Annotated in this window: 22 protein-coding genes; 14 read left to right on the top strand and 8 right to left on the bottom strand. The window is 34.8% G+C overall.

From position 1 onward, the window contains the following. Positions 1–37: 37 nt before the first annotated feature. Together G521_RS0110335 and G521_RS0110330 are read right to left on the bottom strand one after the other, a co-directional pair. Positions 38–445 (bottom strand): hypothetical protein, encoded by a 408-nt coding sequence (locus G521_RS0110335; protein WP_026898478.1) that lies wholly within the window; start codon positions 443–445, stop codon positions 38–40. 112 nt (positions 446–557) lie between these two features. Further along, a complete protein-coding gene (locus tag G521_RS0110330; RefSeq protein WP_026898477.1) occupies positions 558–1,334 on the bottom strand; it encodes an XRE family transcriptional regulator in 777 nt (258 codons plus the stop codon). Between the two features lie 121 nt (positions 1,335–1,455). Between G521_RS0110330 and G521_RS0110325 the strand changes: the two genes are divergently transcribed. Next, complete coding sequence (locus G521_RS0110325) at positions 1,456–1,797, top strand: GIY-YIG nuclease family protein (protein ID WP_026898476.1); 342 nt, start codon at positions 1,456–1,458, stop codon at positions 1,795–1,797. 1 nt (position 1,798) lies between these two features. Here G521_RS0110325 and msrB read toward each other — a convergent pair whose 3' ends face one another. Continuing rightward, positions 1,799–2,296: a peptide-methionine (R)-S-oxide reductase MsrB gene (gene msrB, locus G521_RS0110320; RefSeq protein ID WP_026898475.1), complete on the bottom strand. Its 498-nt coding sequence runs from the start codon at positions 2,294–2,296 to the stop codon at positions 1,799–1,801. 216 nt (positions 2,297–2,512) lie between these two features. On the opposite strand from msrB, the gene G521_RS0110315 reads away from it, so the two are divergent. Beyond that, positions 2,513–4,309 (top strand): MutS-related protein, encoded by a 1,797-nt coding sequence (locus G521_RS0110315; protein WP_036678860.1) that lies wholly within the window; start codon positions 2,513–2,515, stop codon positions 4,307–4,309. A gap of 51 nt (positions 4,310–4,360) precedes the next feature. Here the strand turns inward: G521_RS0110315 and G521_RS0110310 are convergent, their stop codons facing one another. Then, positions 4,361–5,575, bottom strand: a complete 1,215-nt coding sequence (locus tag G521_RS0110310; RefSeq protein WP_051189659.1) for an acyl-CoA dehydrogenase family protein — start codon at positions 5,573–5,575, stop codon at positions 4,361–4,363. Between the two features lie 138 nt (positions 5,576–5,713). Here G521_RS0110310 and folB point away from each other — a divergent pair, with 138 nt between their 5' ends. Genes folB through G521_RS0110295 form a run of 3 tightly spaced genes read left to right on the top strand, consistent with a single transcriptional unit; the run spans position 5,714 to position 8,168 of the window. After that, positions 5,714–6,079, top strand: a complete 366-nt coding sequence (gene folB / locus G521_RS0110305) for a dihydroneopterin aldolase (RefSeq protein ID WP_026898472.1) — start codon at positions 5,714–5,716, stop codon at positions 6,077–6,079. 1 nt (position 6,080) lies between these two features. After that, positions 6,081–7,490 carry an FAD-binding oxidoreductase gene (locus tag G521_RS0110300; RefSeq protein WP_026898471.1) on the top strand — a complete coding sequence of 470 codons (1,410 nt, stop codon included), beginning with the start codon at positions 6,081–6,083 and terminating at the stop codon, positions 7,488–7,490. Positions 7,491–7,541: 51 nt separating this feature from the next. Next, positions 7,542–8,168: an MgtC/SapB family protein gene (locus G521_RS0110295; RefSeq protein WP_036678858.1), complete on the top strand. Its 627-nt coding sequence runs from the start codon at positions 7,542–7,544 to the stop codon at positions 8,166–8,168. On the opposite strand, the gene G521_RS0110290 is transcribed toward G521_RS0110295, so the two are convergent. Further along, on the bottom strand, positions 8,165–8,593 hold the full coding sequence (locus G521_RS0110290; protein WP_036678855.1) for an acyl-CoA thioesterase: 429 nt from the start codon (positions 8,591–8,593) through the stop codon (positions 8,165–8,167). The two genes, G521_RS0110295 and G521_RS0110290, sit on opposite strands and share 4 nt — an antisense overlap. A 133-nt stretch (positions 8,594–8,726) precedes the next feature. On the opposite strand from G521_RS0110290, the gene G521_RS0110285 reads away from it, so the two are divergent. Next, on the top strand, positions 8,727–9,176 hold the full coding sequence (locus G521_RS0110285; protein ID WP_026898468.1) for an Hsp20/alpha crystallin family protein: 450 nt from the start codon (positions 8,727–8,729) through the stop codon (positions 9,174–9,176). A gap of 112 nt (positions 9,177–9,288) precedes the next feature. Then, a complete protein-coding gene (locus G521_RS0110280) occupies positions 9,289–10,599 on the top strand; it encodes a hypothetical protein (RefSeq protein WP_026898467.1) in 1,311 nt (436 codons plus the stop codon). 4 nt (positions 10,600–10,603) lie between these two features. Here G521_RS0110280 and G521_RS0110275 read toward each other — a convergent pair whose 3' ends face one another. Further along, positions 10,604–11,095: a YajQ family cyclic di-GMP-binding protein gene (locus tag G521_RS0110275; protein WP_026898466.1), complete on the bottom strand. Its 492-nt coding sequence runs from the start codon at positions 11,093–11,095 to the stop codon at positions 10,604–10,606. Between the two features lie 91 nt (positions 11,096–11,186). Here G521_RS0110275 and G521_RS0110270 point away from each other — a divergent pair, with 91 nt between their 5' ends. The 4 genes from G521_RS0110270 to G521_RS0110255 all read left to right on the top strand — a co-directional run bounded on the left by G521_RS0110270 (position 11,187) and on the right by G521_RS0110255 (position 16,409). After that, positions 11,187–11,822: a hypothetical protein gene (locus tag G521_RS0110270; RefSeq protein ID WP_026898465.1), complete on the top strand. Its 636-nt coding sequence runs from the start codon at positions 11,187–11,189 to the stop codon at positions 11,820–11,822. A 107-nt stretch (positions 11,823–11,929) separates the two neighbouring features. Next, entirely contained in the window at positions 11,930–13,981 is a 2,052-nt protein-coding gene (gene ppk1, locus G521_RS0110265) for a polyphosphate kinase 1 (RefSeq protein WP_026898464.1), read from the top strand. A 5-nt stretch (positions 13,982–13,986) separates the two neighbouring features. Further along, complete coding sequence (locus tag G521_RS0110260) at positions 13,987–14,877, top strand: Ppx/GppA phosphatase family protein (protein WP_026898463.1); 891 nt, start codon at positions 13,987–13,989, stop codon at positions 14,875–14,877. 245 nt (positions 14,878–15,122) lie between these two features. Next, the gene (locus tag G521_RS0110255; protein WP_026898462.1) at positions 15,123–16,409 is read left to right on the top strand and encodes a glycosyltransferase; all 1,287 of its coding nucleotides are present in this window, start codon (positions 15,123–15,125) and stop codon (positions 16,407–16,409) included. Between the two features lie 83 nt (positions 16,410–16,492). Here the strand turns inward: G521_RS0110255 and G521_RS0110250 are convergent, their stop codons facing one another. Together G521_RS0110250 and htpG are read right to left on the bottom strand one after the other, a co-directional pair. Beyond that, on the bottom strand, positions 16,493–16,807 hold the full coding sequence (locus G521_RS0110250; RefSeq protein ID WP_026898461.1) for an HPF/RaiA family ribosome-associated protein: 315 nt from the start codon (positions 16,805–16,807) through the stop codon (positions 16,493–16,495). A 167-nt stretch (positions 16,808–16,974) separates the two neighbouring features. After that, on the bottom strand, positions 16,975–18,861 hold the full coding sequence (gene htpG / locus G521_RS0110245) for a molecular chaperone HtpG (RefSeq protein ID WP_026898460.1): 1,887 nt from the start codon (positions 18,859–18,861) through the stop codon (positions 16,975–16,977). Positions 18,862–19,114: 253 nt separating this feature from the next. Here htpG and G521_RS17785 point away from each other — a divergent pair, with 253 nt between their 5' ends. The 3 genes from G521_RS17785 to G521_RS0110230 all read left to right on the top strand — a co-directional run bounded on the left by G521_RS17785 (position 19,115) and on the right by G521_RS0110230 (position 25,388). Next, positions 19,115–20,899, top strand: coding sequence for a tyrosinase family protein (locus G521_RS17785; protein WP_081675055.1), 1,785 nt, complete (start codon positions 19,115–19,117; stop codon positions 20,897–20,899). Between the two features lie 331 nt (positions 20,900–21,230). Beyond that, entirely contained in the window at positions 21,231–23,444 is a 2,214-nt protein-coding gene (locus G521_RS17780) for a tyrosinase family protein (protein WP_081675054.1), read from the top strand. Between the two features lie 156 nt (positions 23,445–23,600). Next, complete coding sequence (locus tag G521_RS0110230; protein WP_051189652.1) at positions 23,601–25,388, top strand: tyrosinase family protein; 1,788 nt, start codon at positions 23,601–23,603, stop codon at positions 25,386–25,388. Positions 25,389–25,390: the final 2 nt, after the last annotated feature.

The raw sequence follows: 25,390 nt of genomic DNA, 5'->3' as shown, positions 1-25,390 counted from the left end.
TAGAACCGCTTTTCCAAACCTAAACCAAAACCTAACCTTAATTTTTTTGCTTCCTCTTAGAATGATTCATATTCTTATGATCTCTCATCCCATTTTTAGAATTTGATTTCATTTCATTAAATGCTTGGCGCTGCTCTTCATTTAATATTTTCTGAAGCTTTGCATCACTTTCCTGCATTAACTCTTTGCGCTGCTCCATCTTTTTTGCTCTTTCTTTCTCATCTGATTTGAGCATATTTTCCATTTTCTTTGCTCTTTCCAGATTCAAAGCATAAACTTTTGATTTCTGATCAGGTGTTAAAGACAGTTTTTTTTCTAACATCTCAGTTTGATGCTTTGCTCTCTCTTCAGGTGATTTCAAATCTGTATTACGCTCCATTTTTTGTGCAAATACCGAACCTGCAAAACTCACACATAAAACTGCTGCAATGATTAATTTTTTCATCTTTAATTTATTAAGGGTGTATAATTAAAATGTAATTCTTAATTCAATAGTTATTATACACAGATAGAGCAAATTAATCATTAAGGGTTTAATTGGTTAATGTTAAATAATGTTAAGACTTATTTCCATGAAGACTGGAGATAGATTTCTGCATTTGTGAGACCATTGATGTGAGTGTTTCCAATGTTGGGGATGGAGCAGGTTCCGGGAAATCAGTACTTATAAATGCTTTCGCCTTCCAGATTTCTAAAACATCTTCGGCCGGAATTGAATATGGCTCATATACCGGATTATCAGAAATCAATTTTAGAGTCTTGTTCTCTTTAAATTTATTGGCGATACGTTTATAAACCACTCCATCTCCTTTACTTAATACTATATATGTATCTCCAGGTTTCAAATCATTCCAGTTGCTTAAATATTCACCAACTACAATTGTTCCGGATTGGAGCGGCAGCATAGAATCGCCCTTAATTTCAAAAGCCCGGTATGTTCCCTGTCTGAACATCGGTAAGTGAAATTTAGGTAACTCACCAATAAATTCAGGATCTGAATATCCATTTAAATAACCTGCGCTTGCCTTTACTGGAACCAATTCAATATTTTCCCGGTCATCAGAATCAACAGAAATACTTAATACCCGAATATTACCCGGATCTCCTTTAGGTTTTGGTTTCCACTTATCATCAATTTTTTCATTGATCAGTTCATCCATAGAAAGCTCATAAAATTCTGCGAATTTTTTTAGCAATTCATACTTAGGTTCTGCACGCTCTTCTTCATAAGCCCCCACGAGGGAACGTTTAATTTCAAGTGTATCAGCGAACTGTTGTTGAGTTAACCCTTTTTTCTTACGAAGGTATTTCAGGTTTGAGGAAATATTTGCCATTTGAAAATAAATTTGTGAATACTAAAATTATTAGTATTTTTATGCTCATAAAATTAGCAATAAAATTTTAGAGTTCAATACAATTTTTAACATTCTCCTAAAGGAGCTTAATTTATTTGAAATGAAGAAATATGTTTATTTAGTTACTGATCGTAATCGTAGTTGTGTACATGTTGGAATGAGCACTGATCTGATGAAAACGATGACTTTTTACCGTCAAATGCCTAACCTGTTTTTCGATTCGGGACAACAGTTAACCCGACTTGTTTACTTTGAGGAGTTGAATTCAGAAAATATGGCTTTGTTACGCTTTGATATAATAAGCAAATTTACCAGGATTCAGAAAGACAGAATGGTCAGATCTGTAAACCCTGATTGGTTAGATCTGACCATAGGTCTGGATTTCGAAAAGATATTACTTGGCGGAATGCAGGTATCTGTTCCTGTTAGGAGTATGAGCTGATTTATTTTTTAATAAACTTAAATGCAGCAGAATTCATGCAATATCTTTTTCCACCTTTATCTGCCGGACCGTCGTCAAATACGTGGCCTAAATGTAAGCCGGTACTTGTTTCAATTATTTCGCCACGAACCATTCCAAGGCTGTTATCCTGAACCACTGTAACTGCTTTGGGATTAATGGGTTTTGTGAAACTTGGCCATCCGGTACCCGAATCAAATTTATCTTCTGAGCTGAATAAAGGTTCACCAGTTGCAGCACTAACATAAATTCCCTTTTGATAATTGGAATTATAGGGATTTTTAAAGGGAGTTTCAGTCCCTTTCTTAACCATTACTTCAAATGCAATAGGGCTCAATATTTTTTTCCATTCGTTTTCTGACTTCTCAATTGGAAATTTTTTGGAATTGCTATTTTCTTTTTTAGCTGTCTTTGCTGATTGTCCGCAGCTAGTTCCTATCATAAACAGGAGTGCAGCAGAAATACATACTATATTTTTCATTTTTAGATTAATTAATGTGTTTATAGAAATTATCATTTAAGAATGATGAGAAACTTCCTATTAATAAACGTAGTATTTTAATTCCTGGTTTTCCAATTATCATTAATCCTTTCAATAATACTCATCTTATCTTTCAAATAAACTGAATAAGAATTTTGGTTTGATTATATATCTGATTCTGTAATTTACGGCTTCGAAAATATTTAAATATTCCCAATGATCTCCTATTATAAATCACGTATTCAATTTGCCGAAAAGGAAATCGCCCGGAATTCTAAAAAAGCGAATCTATATTCTGTATTAAGATTGGTTGTTCTGGTCGCAGGTTTTATTATAATTTATCAAAGTCTTCAGTTTGAAAAAATCTGGCTTACCGAACTAATATTTTTAGCCCTGATAATTTTATTTGCATGGCTGGTAAGCCGGCAAAGTAAACACGAAAATGATCGGCAGTTTCACGCTGATCTAAAAAAAATAAACCAGAATGAAATTGACAGTATTGAGTCAGGTCAGAATATTTATTCGGATGGTACGCCATTTATAGATAGTGAACATATTTATACATCAGATCTTGATATTTTTGGGGAAAACTCATTATTTCAGCTTGCTAACCGCTGCTCTACAAAACAGGGTAATTTGATGCTGTCTTCCTGGGTAAGTGCGCCGGCTGGACGAGATCAAATTTGTGGACGTCAAAAAGCTGTTGAAGAATTGGCATCAAAATCAGAATGGAGGCAGAATTTTCAAACCATTTTGTTATTCTCCAATAATATAACAGAAGATCCAATTAAGAAAATTTTATTATATCTTAAAAATGATCCTGTTAAAATACCCAATCTGCTAAAACTTTATATTGGCTGGATTCCTTTTCTTTTTTTAGGAACTGCAGCACTTTCCTTTTTTGTGCCCAAGGTTTTTATTTTATTAATCATTCTGGCCATTGCAAACCTGTTTATAATTCAGTCTCATGAATCTAAGATAGAACGCACAGAGCTATTATTGACGAAGGCAGGTAAGTTACTCTCTAAGTTTTCTTATTCATTTAAGATGATAGAAAATGAGTCCTGGCAATCCGGATTAACCAGGGAATTAACGGGAGAATTAACAAATAACAAAACCGATTTCTTTAAAGGCATAAAAGCTCTTTCGGTTTTAATTAGCCGCCTTGAGCTCCGCTCCGGAATTTTGATTGGTTTTGTGTTAAATGTATCTTCTGTTTGGGTGCTTAGGCAATATTTGGAAATTGAAAAATGGAAAGAATTAAATTCTTCCAATCTGGAAAAGGCATTCAACGTTTTAGCCACATTCGAAAGTTTGACAAGTCTGGCAAGCCTCAAAGCAAATCATCCGGAATGGACTTTTCCTTCCATTAGCAACGCTGATAATTATACCTTGTCAGCAATTGGAATTGGACATCCTTTAATTGAGTCTGATATTCGGGTGTTAAATGATTTTCATTTAAGAGATGAATTTAAGATAGATATCATTACAGGTTCAAACATGGCAGGTAAGAGTACCTTTTTACGCACTATTGGAATTAATGCAGTTTTGGCATTGTGCGGTGCTCCGGTTTGTGCCAGGCAGATGGAAATTACACCCATTCTCATTTTCAGCTATATGCGTATTCGGGATTCACTAAATGAAAATACCTCTACATTTAAAGCAGAATTAAACAGATTACAATTATTGCTCAATAAACTTAAAGAAGATCAAAAAATTTATTTCTTGATCGATGAAATGCTTCGGGGAACAAATTCAGTTGACAAATACAGGGGTTCAAAAGCAATTATTGAACAATTAATCTCGAAAAAAGCTGTCGGAATTGTTGCCACCCACGATTTGCAGATTGCCCATCTTGAAAAAGAATACCCTGATTATATTCGAAATTTTCATTTCGATATAGAAATAATAAATGAAGAGATGCATTTTGATTATAAAATAAGAGAAGGGGAATGCAAAACTTTTAATGCCTCTATTTTATTAAAGAAGCTGGGTATCTCAATAAATGATTGATTCAGAAAATTAAAAGGAGAATTTAAATTCTCCTTTTAATTTGATTAAATCTTATTTGAAGGCATTCAATCCGGTAACATCCATTCCTGTAATCAATAAATGGATGTCGTGAGTTCCTTCGTAAGTTACTACAGATTCTAAATTCATCATATGGCGCATGATGGGGAATTCTCCGGTAATTCCCATTCCTCCAAGCATCTGACGAGCTTCTCTGGCAATGTTTAAAGCCAATTCTACACTATTTCGTTTTGCCATAGATATCTGCGCCGCAGTAGCCCGGTTTTCATTTTTTAAAACTCCAAGTCTCCAAACCAGCAACTGACCCTTGGTTATTTCAGTAATCATTTCAGCTAATTTCTTTTGCTGCAATTGAAATTGACCGATAGGTTTGTCAAATTGCATGCGTTCTTTTGAATAACGTAATGCGGTATCATAGCAATCCATGGCGGCACCAAGCGCTCCCCAGGCAATCCCAAAACGAGCTTGATTCAAACATCCCAGCGGACCTTTTAAACCTTTAATATTAGGGAAGATATTTTCTTTCGGGATTTTAACATTGTCAAAAACCAATTCACCGGTAGCCGATGCACGTAAACTCCATTTATTATGGGTTTCGGGTGTGCTGAAACCTTCCATTCCGCGTTCAACAATCATTCCTCTGATATCTCCCTGATCATCCTTGGCCCATACCACAGCAATATCTGCAAAAGGGGCATTGGAAATCCACATTTTAGCGCCGTTAAGTAAAAAATGATCTCCCTGATCTTTAATTGTACTTGACATTGCGGAAGGATCTGAGCCATGATCAGGTTCTGTTAATCCAAAGCAGCCCATCATTTCTCCTGATGCCAACTTCGGTAAATATTTTTTCTTCTGATCTTCTGACCCGTAAGCATAAATAGGATACATTACCAAAGATCCCTGGACAGAGGCAGTTGAGCGTATTCCGGAATCACCCCGTTCAATTTCCTGCATGATTAATCCGTAAGAGATATAATCTAAACCGGCTCCACCATATTCAATAGGGACAGTGGGCCCAAATGCACCAATATCAGCAAGGCCTTTAAGCAAATGTTTAGGAAATTCAGCCCGCTGAGCATAATCTTCTATAATCGGACTAACTTCTTTTTTAACCCAATCCCGAACGCTGTTACGCACTAGTTTGTGTTCTTCAGTTAAGAGTTCATCCATTAAATAGTAATCCGGGGCTTCGTAAAGATCTTTCTTTGAAGACTTTTGGATTTCTTTTTCTGCAGTAGTTAACATAAAGTTTGTTTTTTCAAAATTAGCAAAATCAGTTATCTGATTAAGGGAGATTGATAATTTTAAGGAATTACTTCCGAAGTATCAAAACCGATATACAATAGTAATGAGATTATGCCGTAAAAATCTAATTTTGTTGTCATGGGAATTATTCAGCAAAAAGTAGGACTGCATGGCGTCCGATTTTTCTCTTATCACGGGTTTTATCCTGTAGAGCAAATTTTAGGCAGCGAATTCATTCTTGATATAGAAACCGAAGTGGAAGTGCTTACTCATGAAAAGGATGAGCTAAACATAACAGTTAATTATGAACGGTTATTTGACATCGCCACATCAGAAATGAAAATTCCCAGAAAATTACTCGAAACAGTTGCTCATAGTATTCTTGGTAGGATCAGGCACGAGTTTTTAGCAGTAAAACATATTCGCGTATGCATCAGGAAAATGCATCCGCCGCTCTCAGGTGAGGTAGAAAGTTCAGTAGTAGAATTGAAATTTAACAGATAAGATGCTTTATAATAAGATTACAGAAGAAATTTTAGAACAGTTCAGAAATATTGCCGGAATTGAAAATGTGCTTATTGAACATGATTTGCTTGAAAAATACGCTCATGATGAAACAGAAGATCTTCATTATTATCCCGAAGCAGTTGTAAAGCCTGCAAACTCAGAACAAGTATCTCTATTACTGAAATTATGTAATGAACATTTTATTCCGGTAACACCTCGGGGTGGAGGCACAGGTTTAAGTGGCGCAGCTTTACCTGTTCATGGTGGATTGCTCATTTCCATGGAAAAATTCAATAAAATTATTGACATTGATGAGCGAAATCTTCAGGCTACAGTAGAACCGGGTGTCATAACCGAAGTGTTTATGAATGCCGTAGCGGATAAAAATTTGCTGTATCCGGTTGATCCATCGAGTAAAGGAACATGTTTTATAGGCGGAAACATTGCGCATGGAAGCGGTGGCCCCAGAGTTGTTAAATATGGAACTATACGTGAATATGTTCTTAACCTTGAAGTGGTTTTGCCAACAGGAGAAATCATCTGGACAGGAGCAAATACACTTAAATATGCCTCAGGTTATAACCTTACCCAATTAATGATTGGCTCTGAAGGAACACTGGGGATTATTACAAAAATTGTAGTGAAGTTAATTTCAAGACCATTGCATAACATTTTATTGTTGGGTTCTTTCCCCACTAATGAAGATGCATGTAAGGCTGTTTCAGCGATTTTCAGGGCAGGCGTTACACCCTCAGCTCTGGAATTCATGGAAAGAAGAGGAGTGGAGTGGGTCATAGAATTTGACCACCTGCAATTTGATTTAAAAGATGGAGTTGAGGCTTTCCTGATAATAGAAGTGGACGGCACCAATATGGACACGCTTTTTGCTGAAGCCGAAATTATTAATCAGGTTCTGGAAGAGAATGGATGTACAGATGTTCTTTTTGCGGACTCATCCGCACAAAAAGAAGAATTATGGAAAATCCGCAGAACTATGGCAGTTTCAGTAAAATCTAATTCGGTGTATAAAGAAGAAGATACGGTAGTTCCCAGAGCAGAACTGCCGGCTTTAATGCATGGAATAAAACAGATAGGTAAATCTTATGGATTTCAATCCGTTTGTTATGGTCACGCCGGAGATGGTAATCTTCATATAAATATTATAAAAGGCAGTATGAGTGATGAAGACTGGAACACCAAACTCAAATCGGGCATACAGGAGATTTTTGAACTAACAGTAAAACTTGGAGGAACTTTATCAGGCGAGCATGGAATCGGGTTGGTACAGCGTGAATTTATGTCTTTAAAATATTCTGAAATTCATTTAAACCTGATGAGGGGAATCAAGGAGGTTTTTGATCCAAAAGGCATACTAAATCCAGGGAAAATAACACCCGATGTAAATTAAACCAGGGTGAAAAAAAATCGCTATTTTAGAAATCCCAATTAAATCCTCTTTATGGAATTCCCTCACACAGATGTGATCAAAATATTATTAGCTATTTTATGCGGCACTATAATAGGTTTTGAAAGAGAATATCATAATAAAACTGCCGGTCTGAGAACCATTATATTAATATGTATGGGATCTACCATTTTTACAATGGTTTCTTTGAAGATGGGTGGCAGTGATGACCGTATTGCTGCCAATATTATTACAGGTATTGGTTTTATTGGCGCAGGTGTGATTTTTAAAAATACCTACGATGTTAAAGGACTAACTACAGCGGCTGTGATTTGGGTAACTGCTGCAATTGGGATGATCATTGGGATCGATCTTTACCTTATGGGAGTTATTCTCTCTGTGGTGGTTTTAATCATTCTATCTTTTTTCTCCCGCATTGAAGATTACATATATGTACTTAATTATAAGGCCGATTTTCTGATAACTTTTGTAAATACCGATGTAGAAAACCTGAGAAAGGTAGAGAAATTGTTAACCGATGATAAATTGAAATTCAGAATTAAACAACTCTCAAAAACAGATAATCGATTATTTACCGTGATACAAGTATCCGGTAGTAAAAATAAAATTACAAGGTTTACTGAAGAATTGTTAGCTATAGAAGAGGTTTACCAATTTTAAAGAGCTATTGCTTCAAATTCGAGCATTTTAAATTTTTGAATATCTGGAATTGCAGCTGGTTTGTTATTTTGATAATCATAAGAAATACAAACGGTGCTTCCTTTAGTGCATATTTCTTCAATACCATTTTTCATTCTAACCAGCACATAATCTAGATCAAAACTGCTTTTACCTACTCTTGAAGTTCTTACGTAGGCAAAAATTTCATCATTTAAATTGATTGGTTTCACATAATTAATTTCTGCTTTACCGATGATAATACCCATCGCTTCCCAATCCCATTTGATCACATCATTCCAATAACTGGATCGGGCAATTTCAAAATAGGTTAAGTAAACAGCATTGTTTACATGACCGAAAGCATCAATATCAGAAAATCTAATTGATATACTTGTTTTATAATTATAGTCAGTTATAGTAGTCATTTGAGTCAATTTGTCGTTCTGTAAGATTAATTCACAGTCATATTGTCTTATTAAAAAGTGTACTGGTATTCAATAAACTGAATGGTATGCAGATTGTTTAAAACATATCTAAAAATATAGGAGGAAATAAAAAATGACACTAGTGAAATTTTCTAATGGAAGTAAAGGAAATGCATTAAGTCCTTTATTTAATGATTTTTTTGAGACAATGCTTCATTCCGATCCCTTTGTCTCAGACCGTATGAGTTTAAGAGTTCCAGCAGCGAATATAGCTGAAACTGACGTGGAGTTTATTATTGAGCTGGCAGTACCGGGAATGAGAAAGGATGATTTTAAAATCAGTCTTGATAAAAACTTATTAAGTATTTCATCAGATACAAAATCTGAGAATTCAGAAATTGATGAATCTAAAAGGTACAATAGAAAGGAGTATAGTTTCAGTTCTTTCGTAAGAAGTTTTACCCTTCCTCAAAGCTCTGATTTATCTAAAATTTCCGCAGAATACGTTGACGGTATTTTGAAAATAAAAGTTTCTAAAAAAGAGGAGGCCAAAATGCAGTCAAGAGAGATTTCTATTCAATAATGACGTAAAAGATTTCAGTTTTTGATTGTATCAATAAAGGTGTTACGTTTTTAAGGTAACACCTTTTCTTTTTTATGATTACACAAACCCAAATGTTTGTAATTTTACCCGCATGGCAAGAGAAATATTAGAAACAAAACGAAAAGCTTTAAAAATTAACCTCGATCATTCTATTTATGGAACATTTGCAGAAATTGGTGCAGGTCAGGAAGTAGCCCGCAATTTCTTTACAGCTGGTGCCGCTTCCGGAACCATTGCGAAAACGATGTCGGCATATGATATGGTTTTTAGTAATTCCATTTACGGTGCTGAGCAATCCGGAAGATATGTAAGCAAATCCCGCTTAAATAAAATGATAGGCATAGAGTTCGATTTGTTATCCGAAAGATTAATCGGGTCTAATTATCATTCTAAAACATTTTTTGCCTTTGCAGATACCGTTACAACTTTAAATTTTAATAAAACAAATGATCCGCATGGATGGCTGGGTATCCGGTTCCAGGTAACGCCTGGAGGAGAACCGAATGATATTGTCTTTCACGTTCGACTGTTAGATAGTGATACCAATCTGCAACAGAATGTACTGGGGATTTTAGGCGTTAATCTGGTTTATGCGGCTTATTATTACAACGGTGACGTGCAGACCATGATTGAATCGTTAGCAGATAATTTGTCTGTAGGTTCGGTAGAAATTGATTTGGTAAGTATAAAAGGTCCGATTTTTAAGAATGCCAATGATCGATTGGTAAATCTTTATTTAATAGCTAAAGGTTTTTCAAGTGCGGCAATTTTTGATGAAGAAGGTCGCGTAAGACAAAGTAAAGACCTGCTTTATAAAAAGGATGTAATGATTCTGCGAACCAAATTCGGTCAAAAATCCACACCCAATTTTGATTTATTTAATAAGGCTGTTGAGCAGTTTAAACGCTCTCAAAAAATTGATGATAAAAATATACATGTGCTTATAGAAGTACTCATGACTAACTTGATGCAGGATAACGCAGAGATAAATAATGAGGACTTAGAAGTATTTGCAAAAAGGGCCGAAGAATTGTGTGCTACAGGAAATAACGTTATCGTTTCAAATTTTACCCGGAACCATAAACTTGCTCAGTATTTGTCATTATGCAAACCTAATAGTGTAGGCATTTCAACAAATATATCCAACCTTAAAAACATATTTAACTCGGCTAATTATGGCGAAAATTACACTGATGAATTGCTTGCATATACAAACGATCTTTTCAGTAAGAATGTAAAGCTGTTTGCCTATCCTTATTTGAATAAAACTACTAATGAGATTATAACCACCAGAAATATGCCTGTATCCTCAGAAGCAAAACCATTGTTTGAATTTTTGATTCAAAATGGTTACATCACTGATATAGACAATTACGATACTAAATATGTAAAAACGGTTTAAATTATTAATCCCGCATATTAATGTACTGCAGTGGCTGGTCGAAATCTTCTTTACGGCATAATGCAATTACAGCCTGAAGATCATCTATTTTTTTAGCCTGAACCCGCACTTGTTCATCCATAATTGAAGCTTGTACTTTTAAGCCGCTGTCTTTAATTTTTTTGACAATTTTTTTTGCGGTTTCTTTATCCAGCCCTTCTTTGATTTTTATTTCTTTACGGAGCATGTTTCCGGAAGCATAATATTCCTTTCCCATATCCATACTATTGGGATCTAAATGCTGTTTTACCATTCGGGAAATGATGCAATCCTGAATTGCTTTTAACCGCATGTCATTCTCTGTAACAATTGTAATTTCATTGGTTTTTTTATCCAATTCAATTGAACTTTTTGAATCGTTAAAATCGTAGCGATTTAGAATTTCCTTTTTTGCAGTATTAATGGCATTATCTAATGTCTGACCATCTACTTTACTTACAATATCAAATGTTGGCATAATCTTTATTCTATTGGGAAATTAAATTATTGTTGATATATTTAATTTTTAACGAATTTAGCTCTAATCTTTTAATTTAGGTAACCTTATTATGAAAGCAAATAAAGCAAAAAGCTCTAAGAAAGCCACAAAAAAAATTACTAAACGTGTTGCTAAAAAAGAATTGGAAGCCACACTTACTGAAAAGTTTGTGGAAGTTTTAAAAGGCTTGGGGCATGATGCAGGACAGCTTGGTAAGGATATTAAAAAAGCGAGTAAAGAACTTGCTGGGAAACTTGCAGGTAAAATACAGGAATTAAAGGGATCTTTAGATTCTGAACCAGCCACTAAATTAAAAAAGGCAAAATCTAAAGTCATTAAAAAGCCTGTAACTTCGCCAAAGCAAACTCAAAAAGAAATTGCTAAAGCTGAGAAAGAAATTGCGAAAGCATCTAAATCAGTTAAAGTTATTGAACAGCCGGTAGCAAAGAGAACATATACCCGTCGTACTGCCAGCAAAGATGCTCAGTCGGCCTCTACTGCAGTTTCTGGTAGAAAAAGAACAGCAAATCCAACAGGCACTGCTACAACTAAAGCACGCACTACAAGGAAAACGAATTCAGCTACATCAAAGCCTGCAAGAACAATAAGAGCAGAATCTACACCCGTTGTTGCTGAAGAAATAATTTCCCCTGAAATCGATTCAGTGATAGGCCAGGAGCAGAGCAATCAGGAAAGTGTTAATTAATCATTTTTAATGATAAAGGTAATACTCTCTTAATATTAAATTAATAAATAATATACAGTTTTGCAGTCCTGACCTTTAAAAGTTGGGACTGTTTAGTTTTAAATTAAATGCCAAAAAATATACCTCTTATTAACCGGGAAATTAGCTGGTTATCATTCAACGATCGGGTATTGCAGGAGGCAGCGGATAAAACGGTTCCTCTTGTTGAACGAATTCGTTTTTTAGCAATTTTTTCATCAAATCTGGATGAATTTTACAGGGTTAGGGTTGCCACATTAAATCGCTTATCAAATTTAAATACAAAAGTTAAGGAGCTTTTTGGATATAATCCCAAAAAAACCCTGACTGAAATAAAAAGCATTGTAGTCCGCCAGGAAAGGAAATTTAATCACCTTTTTGAAGATGAGATTATTAAAGAACTGGAGCGTCAGAAAATATTTATTATTAATGAGCTACAACTAAATGTTTCTAGGGGGCAGTTTGTTAGAAAATATTTTCGTGATAAAATATTAAGCACCCTGGTGCCGGTGATGCTTACCGATGATTCTTTTCCCGAATTAAAAGATCGGGCGATATATTTTCTGGTAAAGCTTACAAAACTCAAAAACAAAGAAAAAATCAGATATGCTTTAATTGAGATTCCAACAGACGGATTAGATCGATTCATAGTACTCCCTGAAACCCACAATCTGAAGTTTGTAATATTAATAGATGATATTATACGCTATTGCTTAGATGATATATTTTTCATTTTTGATTATGATAATATCGAAGCTTATTCAATTCAGTTAACCCGCGATGCAGAGCTTGATTTGGATAAGCAGGTAAGTGAAAAGTTTATAGATGCGCTAACTAAAAGTTTGCAAAAAAGAAGCCGGGGTAAGCCTATGAGATTGCTTTATGATACTGACATGCCCATGGATATGCTTACCTATCTTGTGGCTAAGCTGGATTTAACCGCAGAGGGATTAATTCCAGGAAACAGATATCATAATTTTAAAGATTTTATTAATTTCCCTAACGTGGGAGGGCCGGAGCTGGAATATCCCAAAGTTTCGCCATTACCTATTAAAGATTTAACGGCGGGCCGCAGCATCTTTGCACAAATTGCTAAAAAAGATTACCTCATTAATTTACCTTACCAATCATTTGATTATATCATCCACTTTTTACGGGAAGCAGCTATTGATCCTAAGGTAACGGAAATCAATATCACTCTCTACAGGCTTGCAGAAAATTCCAGAGTTATAAATGCCCTGATAAACGCTGCCAAAAATGGTAAAAAAGTTAATTGCCTCCTTGAGTTAAAAGCTCGTTTTGATGAGCAAGCTAATATCTATTGGACCAACAGACTTGAAGAAGAAGGGCTTACTGTGAATTACGGAATTCTGGATTATAAAGTTCATTCTAAGATATGCCTTGTAAAAAGACTGGAAAAAGGGAAGGATGTTTACTATGCTAATCTCGCCACAGGAAATTTTAACGAAAAAACAGCTCTACTGTACTGTGATTATAGTTTATTTACCACTAATAAAGACATTACAGGCGAACTTGCTAAATTATTTGAAGGACTGCAGAAAAAAGTTTTTTATCGCGGATATAAGCATTTAATTGTGTCTCCGTTAGAAAGCAGAAATAAGATCTATGAGTTAATTGATACAGAAATTGCGAATGCAAAAGCTGGTAAGCCGGCGTATATGATTTTGAAAATGAATAGTCTCAGTGATGAAGACATCATATCTAAATTATACGATGCAAGTAATGCAGGTGTTAAAATTCAAATGATTATCAGGGGAATGTGTTGTCTGGTTCCGGGTGTTATTGGGTATAGTGAGAACATTCAGGTAATTAGTATTATAGATAAATATCTGGAGCATGCCCGTATTTGGATTTTTGCCAATAATGGAGATGAAAGAATGTTTTTAACATCTGCAGATATGATGACCCGAAATCTGGATCATAGGGTAGAAGTTGGATTTCCAATTTTAGATCCAAATATCAAAACTGAAATAAGGGACGCAATTGATATTCAGTTAAAAGACAACACAAAAGCCCGGGAAATAAACGCGGTCAATAACAATAAATATATCCGTAGCCGGAGTAAAATTTCTTATCGGGCTCAGGATGACATTTATTCCTATTTAAAATATAAAAGCTAAATACATTGAGATACGCAGCCATCGATATTGGGTCTAACGCAGTAAGATTACTTATCGCAGATATTATCAAGAATGATGATGAAATTACATTCAAAAAAAATACTCTAATAAGAGTTCCATTGAGATTGGGCGATGATGCTTTTTTGGATAAACGTATTTCTGTTAAAAAATCAGAAGATTTGGTTAAAACCATGACGGCTTTCAAGCATCTGATGGATGTTTATAAAGTTGAAGATTATATGGCGTGTGCAACCTCAGCAATGCGGGAAGCAAGAAATGGTGCGGAATTAGTAAGTCAAATTAAAGAAATGGCCAACCTTAATCTTGAAATAGTTGAGGGGCAAAGAGAAGCAAATATCATTTATTCTAGCCATATAGAACAGCATCTGGAAAGGAAAAAAAATTACCTCTATATTGATGTTGGTGGGGGAAGTACCGAATTATCTGTTTTTTGTGATGGCGAGATGATTTCTTCCCGTTCATTTAATCTGGGTGGAATTCGGATTCTTGACAATCAGGATAAAGATGAAACATGGGCTGAAATGAAAGAGTGGGTTAAAGAACAAGCCAAAACTTATAAAAATTTATTAGGAATAGGTACCGGTGGTAACATTAATAAATTATTTAAAATGTCCGATGAAAAAGACGGAACCCCTTTGACGTTTACTAAATTAAAGGATTTGCACACATACCTTATATCGTACTCATTAAAAGATCGAATAAAAGTTTTGGGACTAAATAACGATAGGGCGGATGTAATTATTCCTGCTTCAGAAATTTATTTGACAGTTATGAAATGGGCGGGAGTTAAAAATATTTTTGTACCACGCGTTGGTTTGGTTGATGGAATAATTCAATTACTAATTGAAAAAAATCTATCACCAAATAAACTATAAATTTATTTTTAATTAAATAAAAGTTACATAAAATTCCTGAAAGCGCTATTAAACAGTGATTTATAATCTATTCATATAGTTTTATGAATTAATGTAACAATTTTCTGATTTATAAACTCTTTTGATTTCTTTATTGTTAACTTATAGATTATAAGGAATAATTGAAAGATTTTATTGAATACTATAAAGGTGTATTTCTACGTATTGATAAGTCTTGGTCCTGATAACATTAATTGATTTATCCTATGAAAAGAAAAATTGCTGTTATAAGTGAACATGCTTCTCCCTTATCTATTTTAGGAGGAAAAGATACCGCAGGCCAAAATGTATATGTTGCAGAATTATCTAAATTTCTGGCTAGCTCCGGTTATGAAGTTGATATCTATACCCGCTGGGAAAACAAGGAATTGCCCCATATTACCATGTTAAAACCTGGAGTTAGAGTTATTAATGTAAAAGCCGGACCAGTTGAAGAAATTGACACTGAAAACCTGCTGCCGTTCATGCCCGAATTCAGGGAGAGTATGCTTTCATTTATTCATGCCAGGAAGATAAATTATGATGTAATTCATGCAAATTACTGGCTCTCTGCATTAGTTGCATGTCAGCTTAAAGAAATTTTAGGAATTCCATTTGTTGTTACATTCCATGAACTTGGACATATCAGTCGTATGCATCTTGAGAATCCGGACCCTTCTCTGCAAACGAGAATCTCCATAGAACTGGATGTAATTAAGAAGGCCGATCATGTAATAGCCGAATGTCCTCAGGATAAGCTGGATCTTATGAATTATTATTATGTTCCTGCATTCAAAATAACTACAATTCCCTGCGGTTTTAATCCGGACGAATTCTATCCGGTAAATAAAATAATGGCTAGAAATGTTCTGAATCTCCACCAGGATGAATACATTTTACTTCAGTTAGGTAGAATGGAAGAACATAAGGGAATTGATACAATTATTCGTTCTTTATCACGTCTCAAGAAATTAAAAAGAACTTTTCGGTTGATTATTGTTGGCGGAGAAACTGTTGACGATGACCTTCATTCTAATTCTGAAATAAACAGGTTACATCGGATTGCTGAAGAAATTGGAGTGGCTCAATTTGTAACTTTTGTGGGTAAGAAAAGCAGGGAAATGCTTAAATACTATTACTCAGCTGCTGATGTTTTTATTACAACTCCATGGTTTGAAACCTTTGGCATTACTCCTTTAGAAGCTATGGCGTGCGGTACTCCCGTTATTGGTTCTAATGTTGGTGGAATAAAATATAGTGTTTTGGATGGGATTACTGGTCTATTAACTCCCACCAGAAATTCTGATAGTTTAGCAGAAAAAATTATACACCTGCTATCCAATGAAAATCTATTGAAGGCTATGAGTCAAAAGGCTATTGAGAGGGTAAATTCAAATTTTACCTGGGAGCATGTTGCCATTCAGATGACGGGTCTTTATGAAAAACTGATGCTTTCTAAAAGACAAACAGTTATAGTAAATTCTAAAGAAACCAGAAAAATTATGGTTGCTTAATATAAATCCATCTACCTGTAAAATAAAAAAAGGTTCTTTATCTTAATGATAAAGAACCTTTTTAAGTATATGATTAAAATTCCTTAATAATTCCGAAGTTTTCCCAAGGCACTATCCATAGATTTTTTCAATTTTTCTATTGATCCGCTTACCGCCTCATGTAATGAAGGAGCATTGTGTGATACTGCAAGGGGTTTTAAGTTTTCAATTCGAGCTTCAAGTAAGCAACGCTTATCTTCTGTTCCTTCTTTATGACTATTTTCATCACTTAAATGTACTTCCAAACGAGTAATATGATCACTGAAACGACTTAGGGCATCCGTTAAAACAGTTTCATAATGATTTACCATTTGTTCGCGGCCAACAATATTATTGTCTGTGTTGATTTGAATTTTCATGCTTTAGTTGATTAGATTTAACAGGTATGATAAGTCAACAATTGTGCCTTTAATAGCTTATTGAGATAGTTTTAATAATTATTACCAGAATTTAAAAATATGAGACCACCACCGGCAGGAAATGGATTAAAACCGGTTTCGCGGCTGCGAAACCGGTTAAAACATAATTAAATTAACTCTACACTTCTATTCACAAAATCAGTCAGTTCAGCACCATTCAGCAATCCCTGAGAAATTAAAGCAAGGTCAAAAGCCTGGCGGGCTAATTTTATCTGCTCTTCTTCGTTATCAGATTTAAGAATTTTACTGATTAATTTATGATTTCCGTTGACAGCAACTTTGTAATTATCAGGCATCGCCCCATAAAAACTCATTCCTCCGCCACCCATCTGTGCCATATCTTTCATTCTTCTCATAAACTCATCCATAGTAACAATTACCGGAAGTTCATCAGGATTTAAACTTTCTATCTCAACCTGCATATTAGGTTTTGTAATAGCTTTTTCAAAAATTGCTTTTACTTTTCCGGATTCTTCCTCGTTTAAAATATGAGCTGGCGCATCTTCTTTCTTAATCAGTTTGTCGGCAACATCCGAATCTACTCTCTTTAAAGAGGTTTTTTCTAATTTTTGCTCCAACTGGCTGATGAAATGAGTGTCGATAGGAGAATTCATCAGCAGGACATCGTAATTTTTCTTGTTTGCTGACTGAATAAAACCATCTTGTTTATTTATATCGGTAGAATATAAATAAACAACGTTATCTTCTTTATCCGTTTGAACCGGTTTAACTTTCTCGCGATATTCTTCAAGTGTAAAATATTCAGATTTAGTATTGGTTAACAGTGCAAAATCTTTTGCTTTATCATAGAATTTTTCTTCACTTATCATTCCGTACTTCACAAATAGACCTATATCTGTCCATTTACTTTCGAAAGCCTTCCGGTCATTTCTGAAAAGATCTGCCAGTTTATCAGCAACTTTTTTTGTGATGTAACTATTTATCTTTTTAACGGCACTATCAGCCTGCAAAAAGCTTCTGGAAACATTTAATGGAATATCCGGAGAATCGATAACTCCATGTAGTAACATTAAAAACTCAGGAACAACATCTTTAACTTCATCAGTAATAAAAACCTGGCGGGAGAATAGTTTAATTTTATTCCGCTGCATTTCAAAATCATTTTTCAATTTCGGGAAATAGAGTACGCCCGTAAGATTAAAAGGATAATCTACGTTTAAATGAATCCAGAATAATGGATCTTCAGAAAACGGATAAAGTTCCTTGTAAAAATTCAGATAATCTTCGTCTTTTAATTCAGAAGGGGCCTTAGTCCAGATTGGGCTGGTGTTATTAATTATATTATCAACTTCAACCGATTTATACTTAGGTTTACCGTTTTCATCATCGCCATCTGGTTCCTGCGTAGTTTTATTTCCCAATTTTATAGGTACCGGCAAAAATCTGCCATATTTATCCAGAATTTCCTGCAATTTATTCTGATTTAAGAACTCTTCAGAATCTTTATTGATGTGAAGAATAATATCAGTTCCTCTTTCGGTCTTATTACCAGTACTTATTTCAAACTCTGTACTACCATCACATATCCAGCGTGCGGGTTCTGCTCCATCCTGATAAGATAATGTTTGAATTTCTACATGATCCGCAACCATAAACGCAGAATAGAAACCCATTCCAAATTTTCCAATGATTTCATTGGCATCTTTAGAATCTTTGAATTTCTCAACAAATTCTTCAGCACCTGAAAAAGCGACCTGATTGATATATTTTTTAATTTCTTCGGCAGTCATCCCTAATCCTTTGTCAGAAATTGTGAGTGTTTTTGCCGTTTCGTTAAAAGATACTTCAACTTTTAAATCGCCCAATTGGCCGTTAAACTGTCCGATTGAAGCAAGCCTTTTAATTTTTTGAGTTGCATCAACTGCATTTGAAACAAGCTCGCGAAGAAATATCTCATGATCAGAGTATAAAAATTTCTTAATAATTGGAAAAATGTTTTCCGTATGGATTGAAATAGTTCCTTTTTCTTGCATGGTAAATAAAATTATAGTTTCCATTGATCAACAAGAGCTATTCCAAAGGGAAATAAATGTCAACTTGACAGGGTAAATAATTGATCTTGATGAAAACTAATTCTGTGAAGTAATAATGAGAAATATATGAACTTATGTACAGTTTTAATCTTTCCAATAACTAACTAATCAATTAACGATAAATTTATATGGAAAAATCAAACCACTAATTTAATTAGTTTCTACACCTCAATTTTTCTTAAATCTAATTATCATGACAAGGTTTTTATCTATTATGATTGTAGCTGTAATTTTAGTTCAATCATTATCTGCACAACCTATCCCTGTGATTGGCATTCGTATTAATAGTTCAGAAACAGCAAAGGATGATTATGTAGGTACTTCATATGTAACCTGTGATATAAGACTTTTCAACGGAACCAGTTTTAGCACTGATCTGCCGGTTGTGATTAGAAACATTCAATTTGGCTCCGGTGGAAAGTTTCTGCTTTCAAGCACGGGAGGTACAAGTACCGGATCAGAAAGTATAAACCTGACTGTTAAAAAAGATAATACCGTTACTAAATTTTTTATTAAAGCAAGGACAGGTTTTAACAGCTTGATTGATAAGGATGCTGTTATTGAGGTGCTAGGAAATGCTTCTAATTCAAATGGTATTATTTTAGCACGTAAAGCCCTAATGGTTACAGCCATAAAACCATTACCGGTTTCTCCATTAAGAATAGAAATGATATTGGGTTCTGTAAGTTCCATTGATGATTATGTAACCTGGTCACCAACCACATGTTTAATTAGAGTACTGGGATCTGGTACTACTGTAGGGAACTTAAATGTTTCATTACGCAATATGCTCGTTTCAAAAGGTAAGCTTAATTTTGCATCTAGCACTTTACCTAATAATAGTACGGCAGTAAATCCTACATTAAATTTAAGCCTGCCAAACTCAGGGACCTGGGTGAAATTTTATATAGCCGGAAAATTTGGTAGTCCAAGCCTAAAAGATAAAGATGCAGTTATTGAAGTGTTAAAGGCAAACACCGATACTATTTTAACACGAGAGGCCCTGATGGTTAGAGTTAGAAAAAATGGTAATAACATTTCTGAGGAAGAAAGAAACCGTTATCTGAATGCAATCGTAACTTTTAACAATACATTTAATGGGTATCTTAATTTTATTAATATACATGATAAAGCAGGCGTACCTGAAGGTCATTCAGGACCTGGATTTTTACCCTGGCATCGTGCTTTCATTTTTGATCTTGAACGTGAATTACAACGTATTGATCCCAGTGTAGCTCTTTTATACTGGAATTCAGATAATCCGGCTCCAAATATATTTTCACTTGATTTTTTAGGTTCAAAGCCCACAGTTTCTACTGATGCATTCGCCGATTTTAATTTAACTAATCCATTAATAGCATGGAATGTACCCGGTGGACCAGGAGTTAGAAGGACTACTAAATTTGCAAATAATGCCAGTCCCTCCACAGTAAATGTTAATCTTCGTAAGGAAACTGCAGCTTTAGCATTAGGAAATGATTTTAATTTATTTAAAGCAATTGACCCTAATCCGCATGCAGCTTCACATGTCCTTGCAGGTGGAGTAACGGGTGACTGGATGTCGATTTTAGCGGCAGCGGTTAAAGATCCATTGTTCTTCTTTCTGCATACTAATTTAGACAGGCTATGGGCCAAATGGCAGGTCTTAAATACCCGTTTTGATTCTCAAAATCCTCTAACTTATTCTCCGCAAGGGTCTTTCCCTAATTCAGGAACAATTCATATCGGGCATTATTTGAACGATTCTATGTGGCCCTGGAATGGGATAACCGGCACATTTACAGGATCCGGAACAGCTCCTATAAATCAGCGTCCTACAACTGCCCCCGGAGGAATTTTCCCAGAAGCTATATTTTATACGAATAGTCCACCTGAAAAGCCTCAGTTATTTAATATGATTGATTATAGGAACAACAGATCTATTTCTTCAACAAATGCAGGTTTAGGATTTTGCTATGATGATGTTCCATTCCAATAACAATTGGAGCTGATTGCATCATAATTGTGTAGCAAGTGTGAAATATGTAAAATAAACTATCAATCTAAAATCTTTAATTAATGGTAAAGTTCGATTTTGTAAATTAGATACCGAAAAGGAATTGTGTTGTTATTAAAATACACTTTACAATTTGATTTGAGTTCTAATTAATCTTTTTATAATCCTGTGTGTTTGAATTGTGTTCAAGAATCTCTCCTCAATAACAATAATTAGCTAGTTCGCATCAAATCCAGAATTTTGAAAGGTTTCCGAACTGATTCATTATTAAAGAATTCTTCTTCTGTTATTAATATCTAAAAAATATTTAATCATGAAAAAGATTGGTTTAATAGTTTGCTTTATAATTGGGATATGTAGTAATCTTTTTTCTCAGGAAATTCCAATATTAGAGATACGGATAAATAATACCCAGACTTCCAAGGACGATTATGCGTCAAGCAATAATTACATCGAATGTTCCATAAGAATGTTTAATGGTTCCCAAATAAATCAAAATATTCCGGTTTTATTAAGAAACATTCCATTCAGTGGCGGAGGCCAGTTAGTCTTTTCTTCAACAGGTGGAACCAGTCCCGGATCTTCAACCTTAGATTTAATAATTAATCAGGATAACAGTTTTACTACTTTTTATGTAAAGGGTAAAGTTGAAAATCCAAGTTTAATTGATAAAGATGCCATAATTGAAGTTTGCGATACCCGTATTACTTCCAATTTAATTGTATTGGGAAGAAAAGCATTAATGGTTACCCAAAATGAAATACTTCCAAGTACGCTTCCTAATGTAGAAATTCAAATTAACTCCGCTTCTACATTGGACGACTACGTCACCTGGTCGCCCACTTTGTGTAGTATCAGATTAACAAATCATGCTGAATTTACTTCACCTGTTTCAGTCAAATTGAGCAATATGACAGGTTCTACAGGGAAAATTAATTTTGCTTCATCGAGCTTAGCAAATAACACAACTGCAACAGACTCTATTTTAGAACTTTCTCTTCCAAATTCGGGCACCTGGGTTAATTTTTATATTGCCGGGAAGTTTAATAATGCGAGTTTAAGAGATAAAGATGCTGTGATAGAAGTTATTAGTGGTAGTGGTGGAGTTTTAACAACTATAACTGATACATCCATAATTCAAAGAGATACAACCGTTTCAAAGCCAGATACAAGCTTTGTGCAGAGGGATAGTATTATTTCAATTATGGATACTACCATTACACCGATCGAGCAATTAATAACGGTTCGCGATACAGTTGTTTCAATCAGGGAAACTCTGAATTCTGCGAATATTACCAGAGATACAACCATTACTGGAACTGACTTATTGATTGCAATAAAAGGAACAGTTATAGCAGTTCGCGATACTTTTATTTCAGTAAGAGGGACAATTATTACCGTAATGGATACTGTTACCTCGTTAAGAGATAGTATTATAGCTTTAAGAGACACTATTATAACTATCAGAGATTCATTATATGCAATTACCGATACTATAATTACCAACCGGGATACATTGTTAGCAGGATCAAAAATACTTTCAAGAGAAGGATTAATGGTTAGGGTAAGAAAGAATGCAAATAATATTTCAGCAGAGGAGCGACAACGTTTATTAAATGCTTTTGTAACTTTTAATAATACGTTTAATGGGTATAAAAACTTTATTGACATCCACAGTAAAGCTGGGAATCCGGAAGAACATAACGGCCCAGGTTTTTTAGCCTGGCATCGGGCATATATCTTAGATCTGGAAAGAGAATTCCAAACTATTGATCCGGGGGTAACTCTACCGTATTGGGAATCGGGCAATCCAGCCCCTAATATCTTTTCGCTTGATTTTTTGGGTTCTAAACCTATAACATCAGCGGATGCATTTGTAGATTTTAATATTAATAATCCTTTGAACGAGTGGAATGTGGAGGGAGGCCCAGGGATTAGAAGATCAACTTCCTTTAATAATGATGCTGCTCCTTCAAGTGCGCAATCAACGTTAAGAAATGAAGTTTCTACATTAGCATTGGGAACAAATTACGAAGCTTTCAGGGCTTTGGAAATTAATCCGCATGGTAGCCTGCATAATCTAACTGGGGGAGTATCCGGTGATTGGATGAGATCGGTTGCTACTGCAGTAAAGGATCCAATATTCTTTCTTTTACATAGCAATGTGGATCGGCTTTGGGCAAAATGGCAATGGATCAACAATCGTTTTGATACTCAGAGTACTTTGACTTATTCCAGGTTAGGATCTTATCCTGGTTCGGGAACCATACATATAGGTCATTATTTAAATGATACAATGTGGCCCTGGAACGGGATTACAGGAACTTATACTGGATCTGGAACAGTATTGTCCGGTAACAGACCTACTACAGCTCCTGGTGGAGCATTTCCAAATGCTTTATCTTATCCTTTAGCTCCGGTGGCAAACCCCAAACCTTTTGATATGATAAACTATAGAAATGTAAGTACAATCACTTCAATTAATAGTGGATTAGGTTTTTGCTATGATGACGTACCTTTTCAATAATTAATATAAAAAATTTGCACAATGTATTATTTACTCTTAATCATATATAGCTATAATTCTAAGTATACATAGCAATTGGATTTTTAACAATTAATAGAGGACAACAATTATAGGCAGATTGGTATGTGTTCATTAATGGTCATTAATTCTAAGAAAATGAAATTACTGTTATTTATAACTTCGATGATTTTATTTCATTCAGCCACGAATATTGTAGCTCAGGAAATACCGGTTATTTCAGTTCAAATTAATTCAACTGAAACTTCAAAGGATGATTATATAGGTTCAAAATACATTAAATGCACGATTGGCCTAATTAACGGAACAAGTTTTACATCGAATATTCCGGTTACTCTTAGAAATATGAGTTTAACAAATGGTGGTAGAGTTACATTTTCTTCAACTGGAGGAAAGTCGAGGGGCAGTATTTCATTAGATCTTACTCTTACTCGGGATAATCTATCTAAAACATTTTACATTAAATGCCGTGACAATATTAACAGTAAAATTGATAAGGATGCAGCTGTAGAAGTTCTTGATGATAGAAGTGGATTCAATCATTCTGTTTTGGCAAGAAAAGCCTTTATGGTAATACCTTCAACTCCTTTACCATCAACTTCACCACGAATTGAAATAAAAATTAACTCTGCATCTACCTTAGATGATTATGTTACATGGTCACCTACGTTTTGCAGCATTCGACTGGCAAATTATTCTAGCTTTTCTTCATCAATTAGTGTGCAGTTAAGAAACATGAGTAATTCTACCGGAAAAGTAAATTTTACAAACAGTGATCTCGCCATTAATTCAACTGCAAGTAATACCACATTAAATTTATCACTTCCAAATTCCGGTACTTGGGTAAATTTTTTTATTGCAGGCAGATTTAATAACCCTAGTGTAACGGATAAAGATGCAGTTATTGAAATACTAAACCCAAGTAATGGTGCAATATATTCCAGAGAAGCACTTATGGTTAGAGTTCGAAAGAATGCAAATAATTTATCTGTTTTAGAAAGAGAGAGATTTTTGAATGCTATAGTCACCCTGAATAATTCGAATAATGAATTTATGACATTTGTTGAGATGCATACAAGACCCGGTATTCCGGAAGGTCATAATGGCCCTGGTTTTCTTCCATGGCATAGGGCTTTTGTATTAAATCTCGAAAGAAAATTACAAGCTGTTGATCCTGGAGTCGCTTTACCATACTGGAAATTTGATGTAGCCGCACCATCGGTTTTTTCAGGAGATTTTATGGGAAGTAAGCCTTTGACTTCTACCGATGCATTTGCTGATTTTTATAGTAGTAATCCAATGAGTGTTTGGAATATGGCTGGAGGAATAGGTATCAGGCGGACAACTAGTTTTGCAGATAACGCTGATCCATCTACAGGTTCAACTACAATAAGAAGTGAAATTTCAACTCTTTCTTTAGGATCTACCTATACATTATTTAAATCAATGGAAAGCAATCCTCATGGAACTGCACATAATTTGGCAGCGAGTGTTTCCGGTGATTGGCTAAGGTCCCTGCAGACCGCAGTTCAGGATCCTCTATTTTTTCTGGTTCACGCAAACGTTGATAGATTATGGGCCAAATGGCAATGGGCTAACAGCTTATTTAATCCTTTGGATGTTAACACATATTCTCCTCAAGGTGAATATCCTGATTCAGGCACAATACATATTGGTCATTATTTAAATGATACTATGTGGCCCTGGAATGGAATTACCGGTTCATATACAGGATCAGGAACTATTTATCCTGGTGTAAGACCAACCACTGCACCTGGTGGAAGTTTCCCTTCGACACTTTCATTGCCGACTGCTCCAACTAGTTTTCCACAACCTTATCAAATGATTGATTATAAAAACAATAGGTTATCTTCAATTACCAATAGCGGATTAGGTTTTTGCTATGATGATATTCCTTTTCAATAATA

This window comes from Daejeonella oryzae DSM 19973 (assembly GCF_000422945.1).
GTDB lineage: Bacteria > Bacteroidota > Bacteroidia > Sphingobacteriales > Sphingobacteriaceae > Daejeonella > Daejeonella oryzae.
Note: the sequence above shows the minus strand (reverse complement) of the source record. Positions and strands in the feature narration are given on the sequence as shown.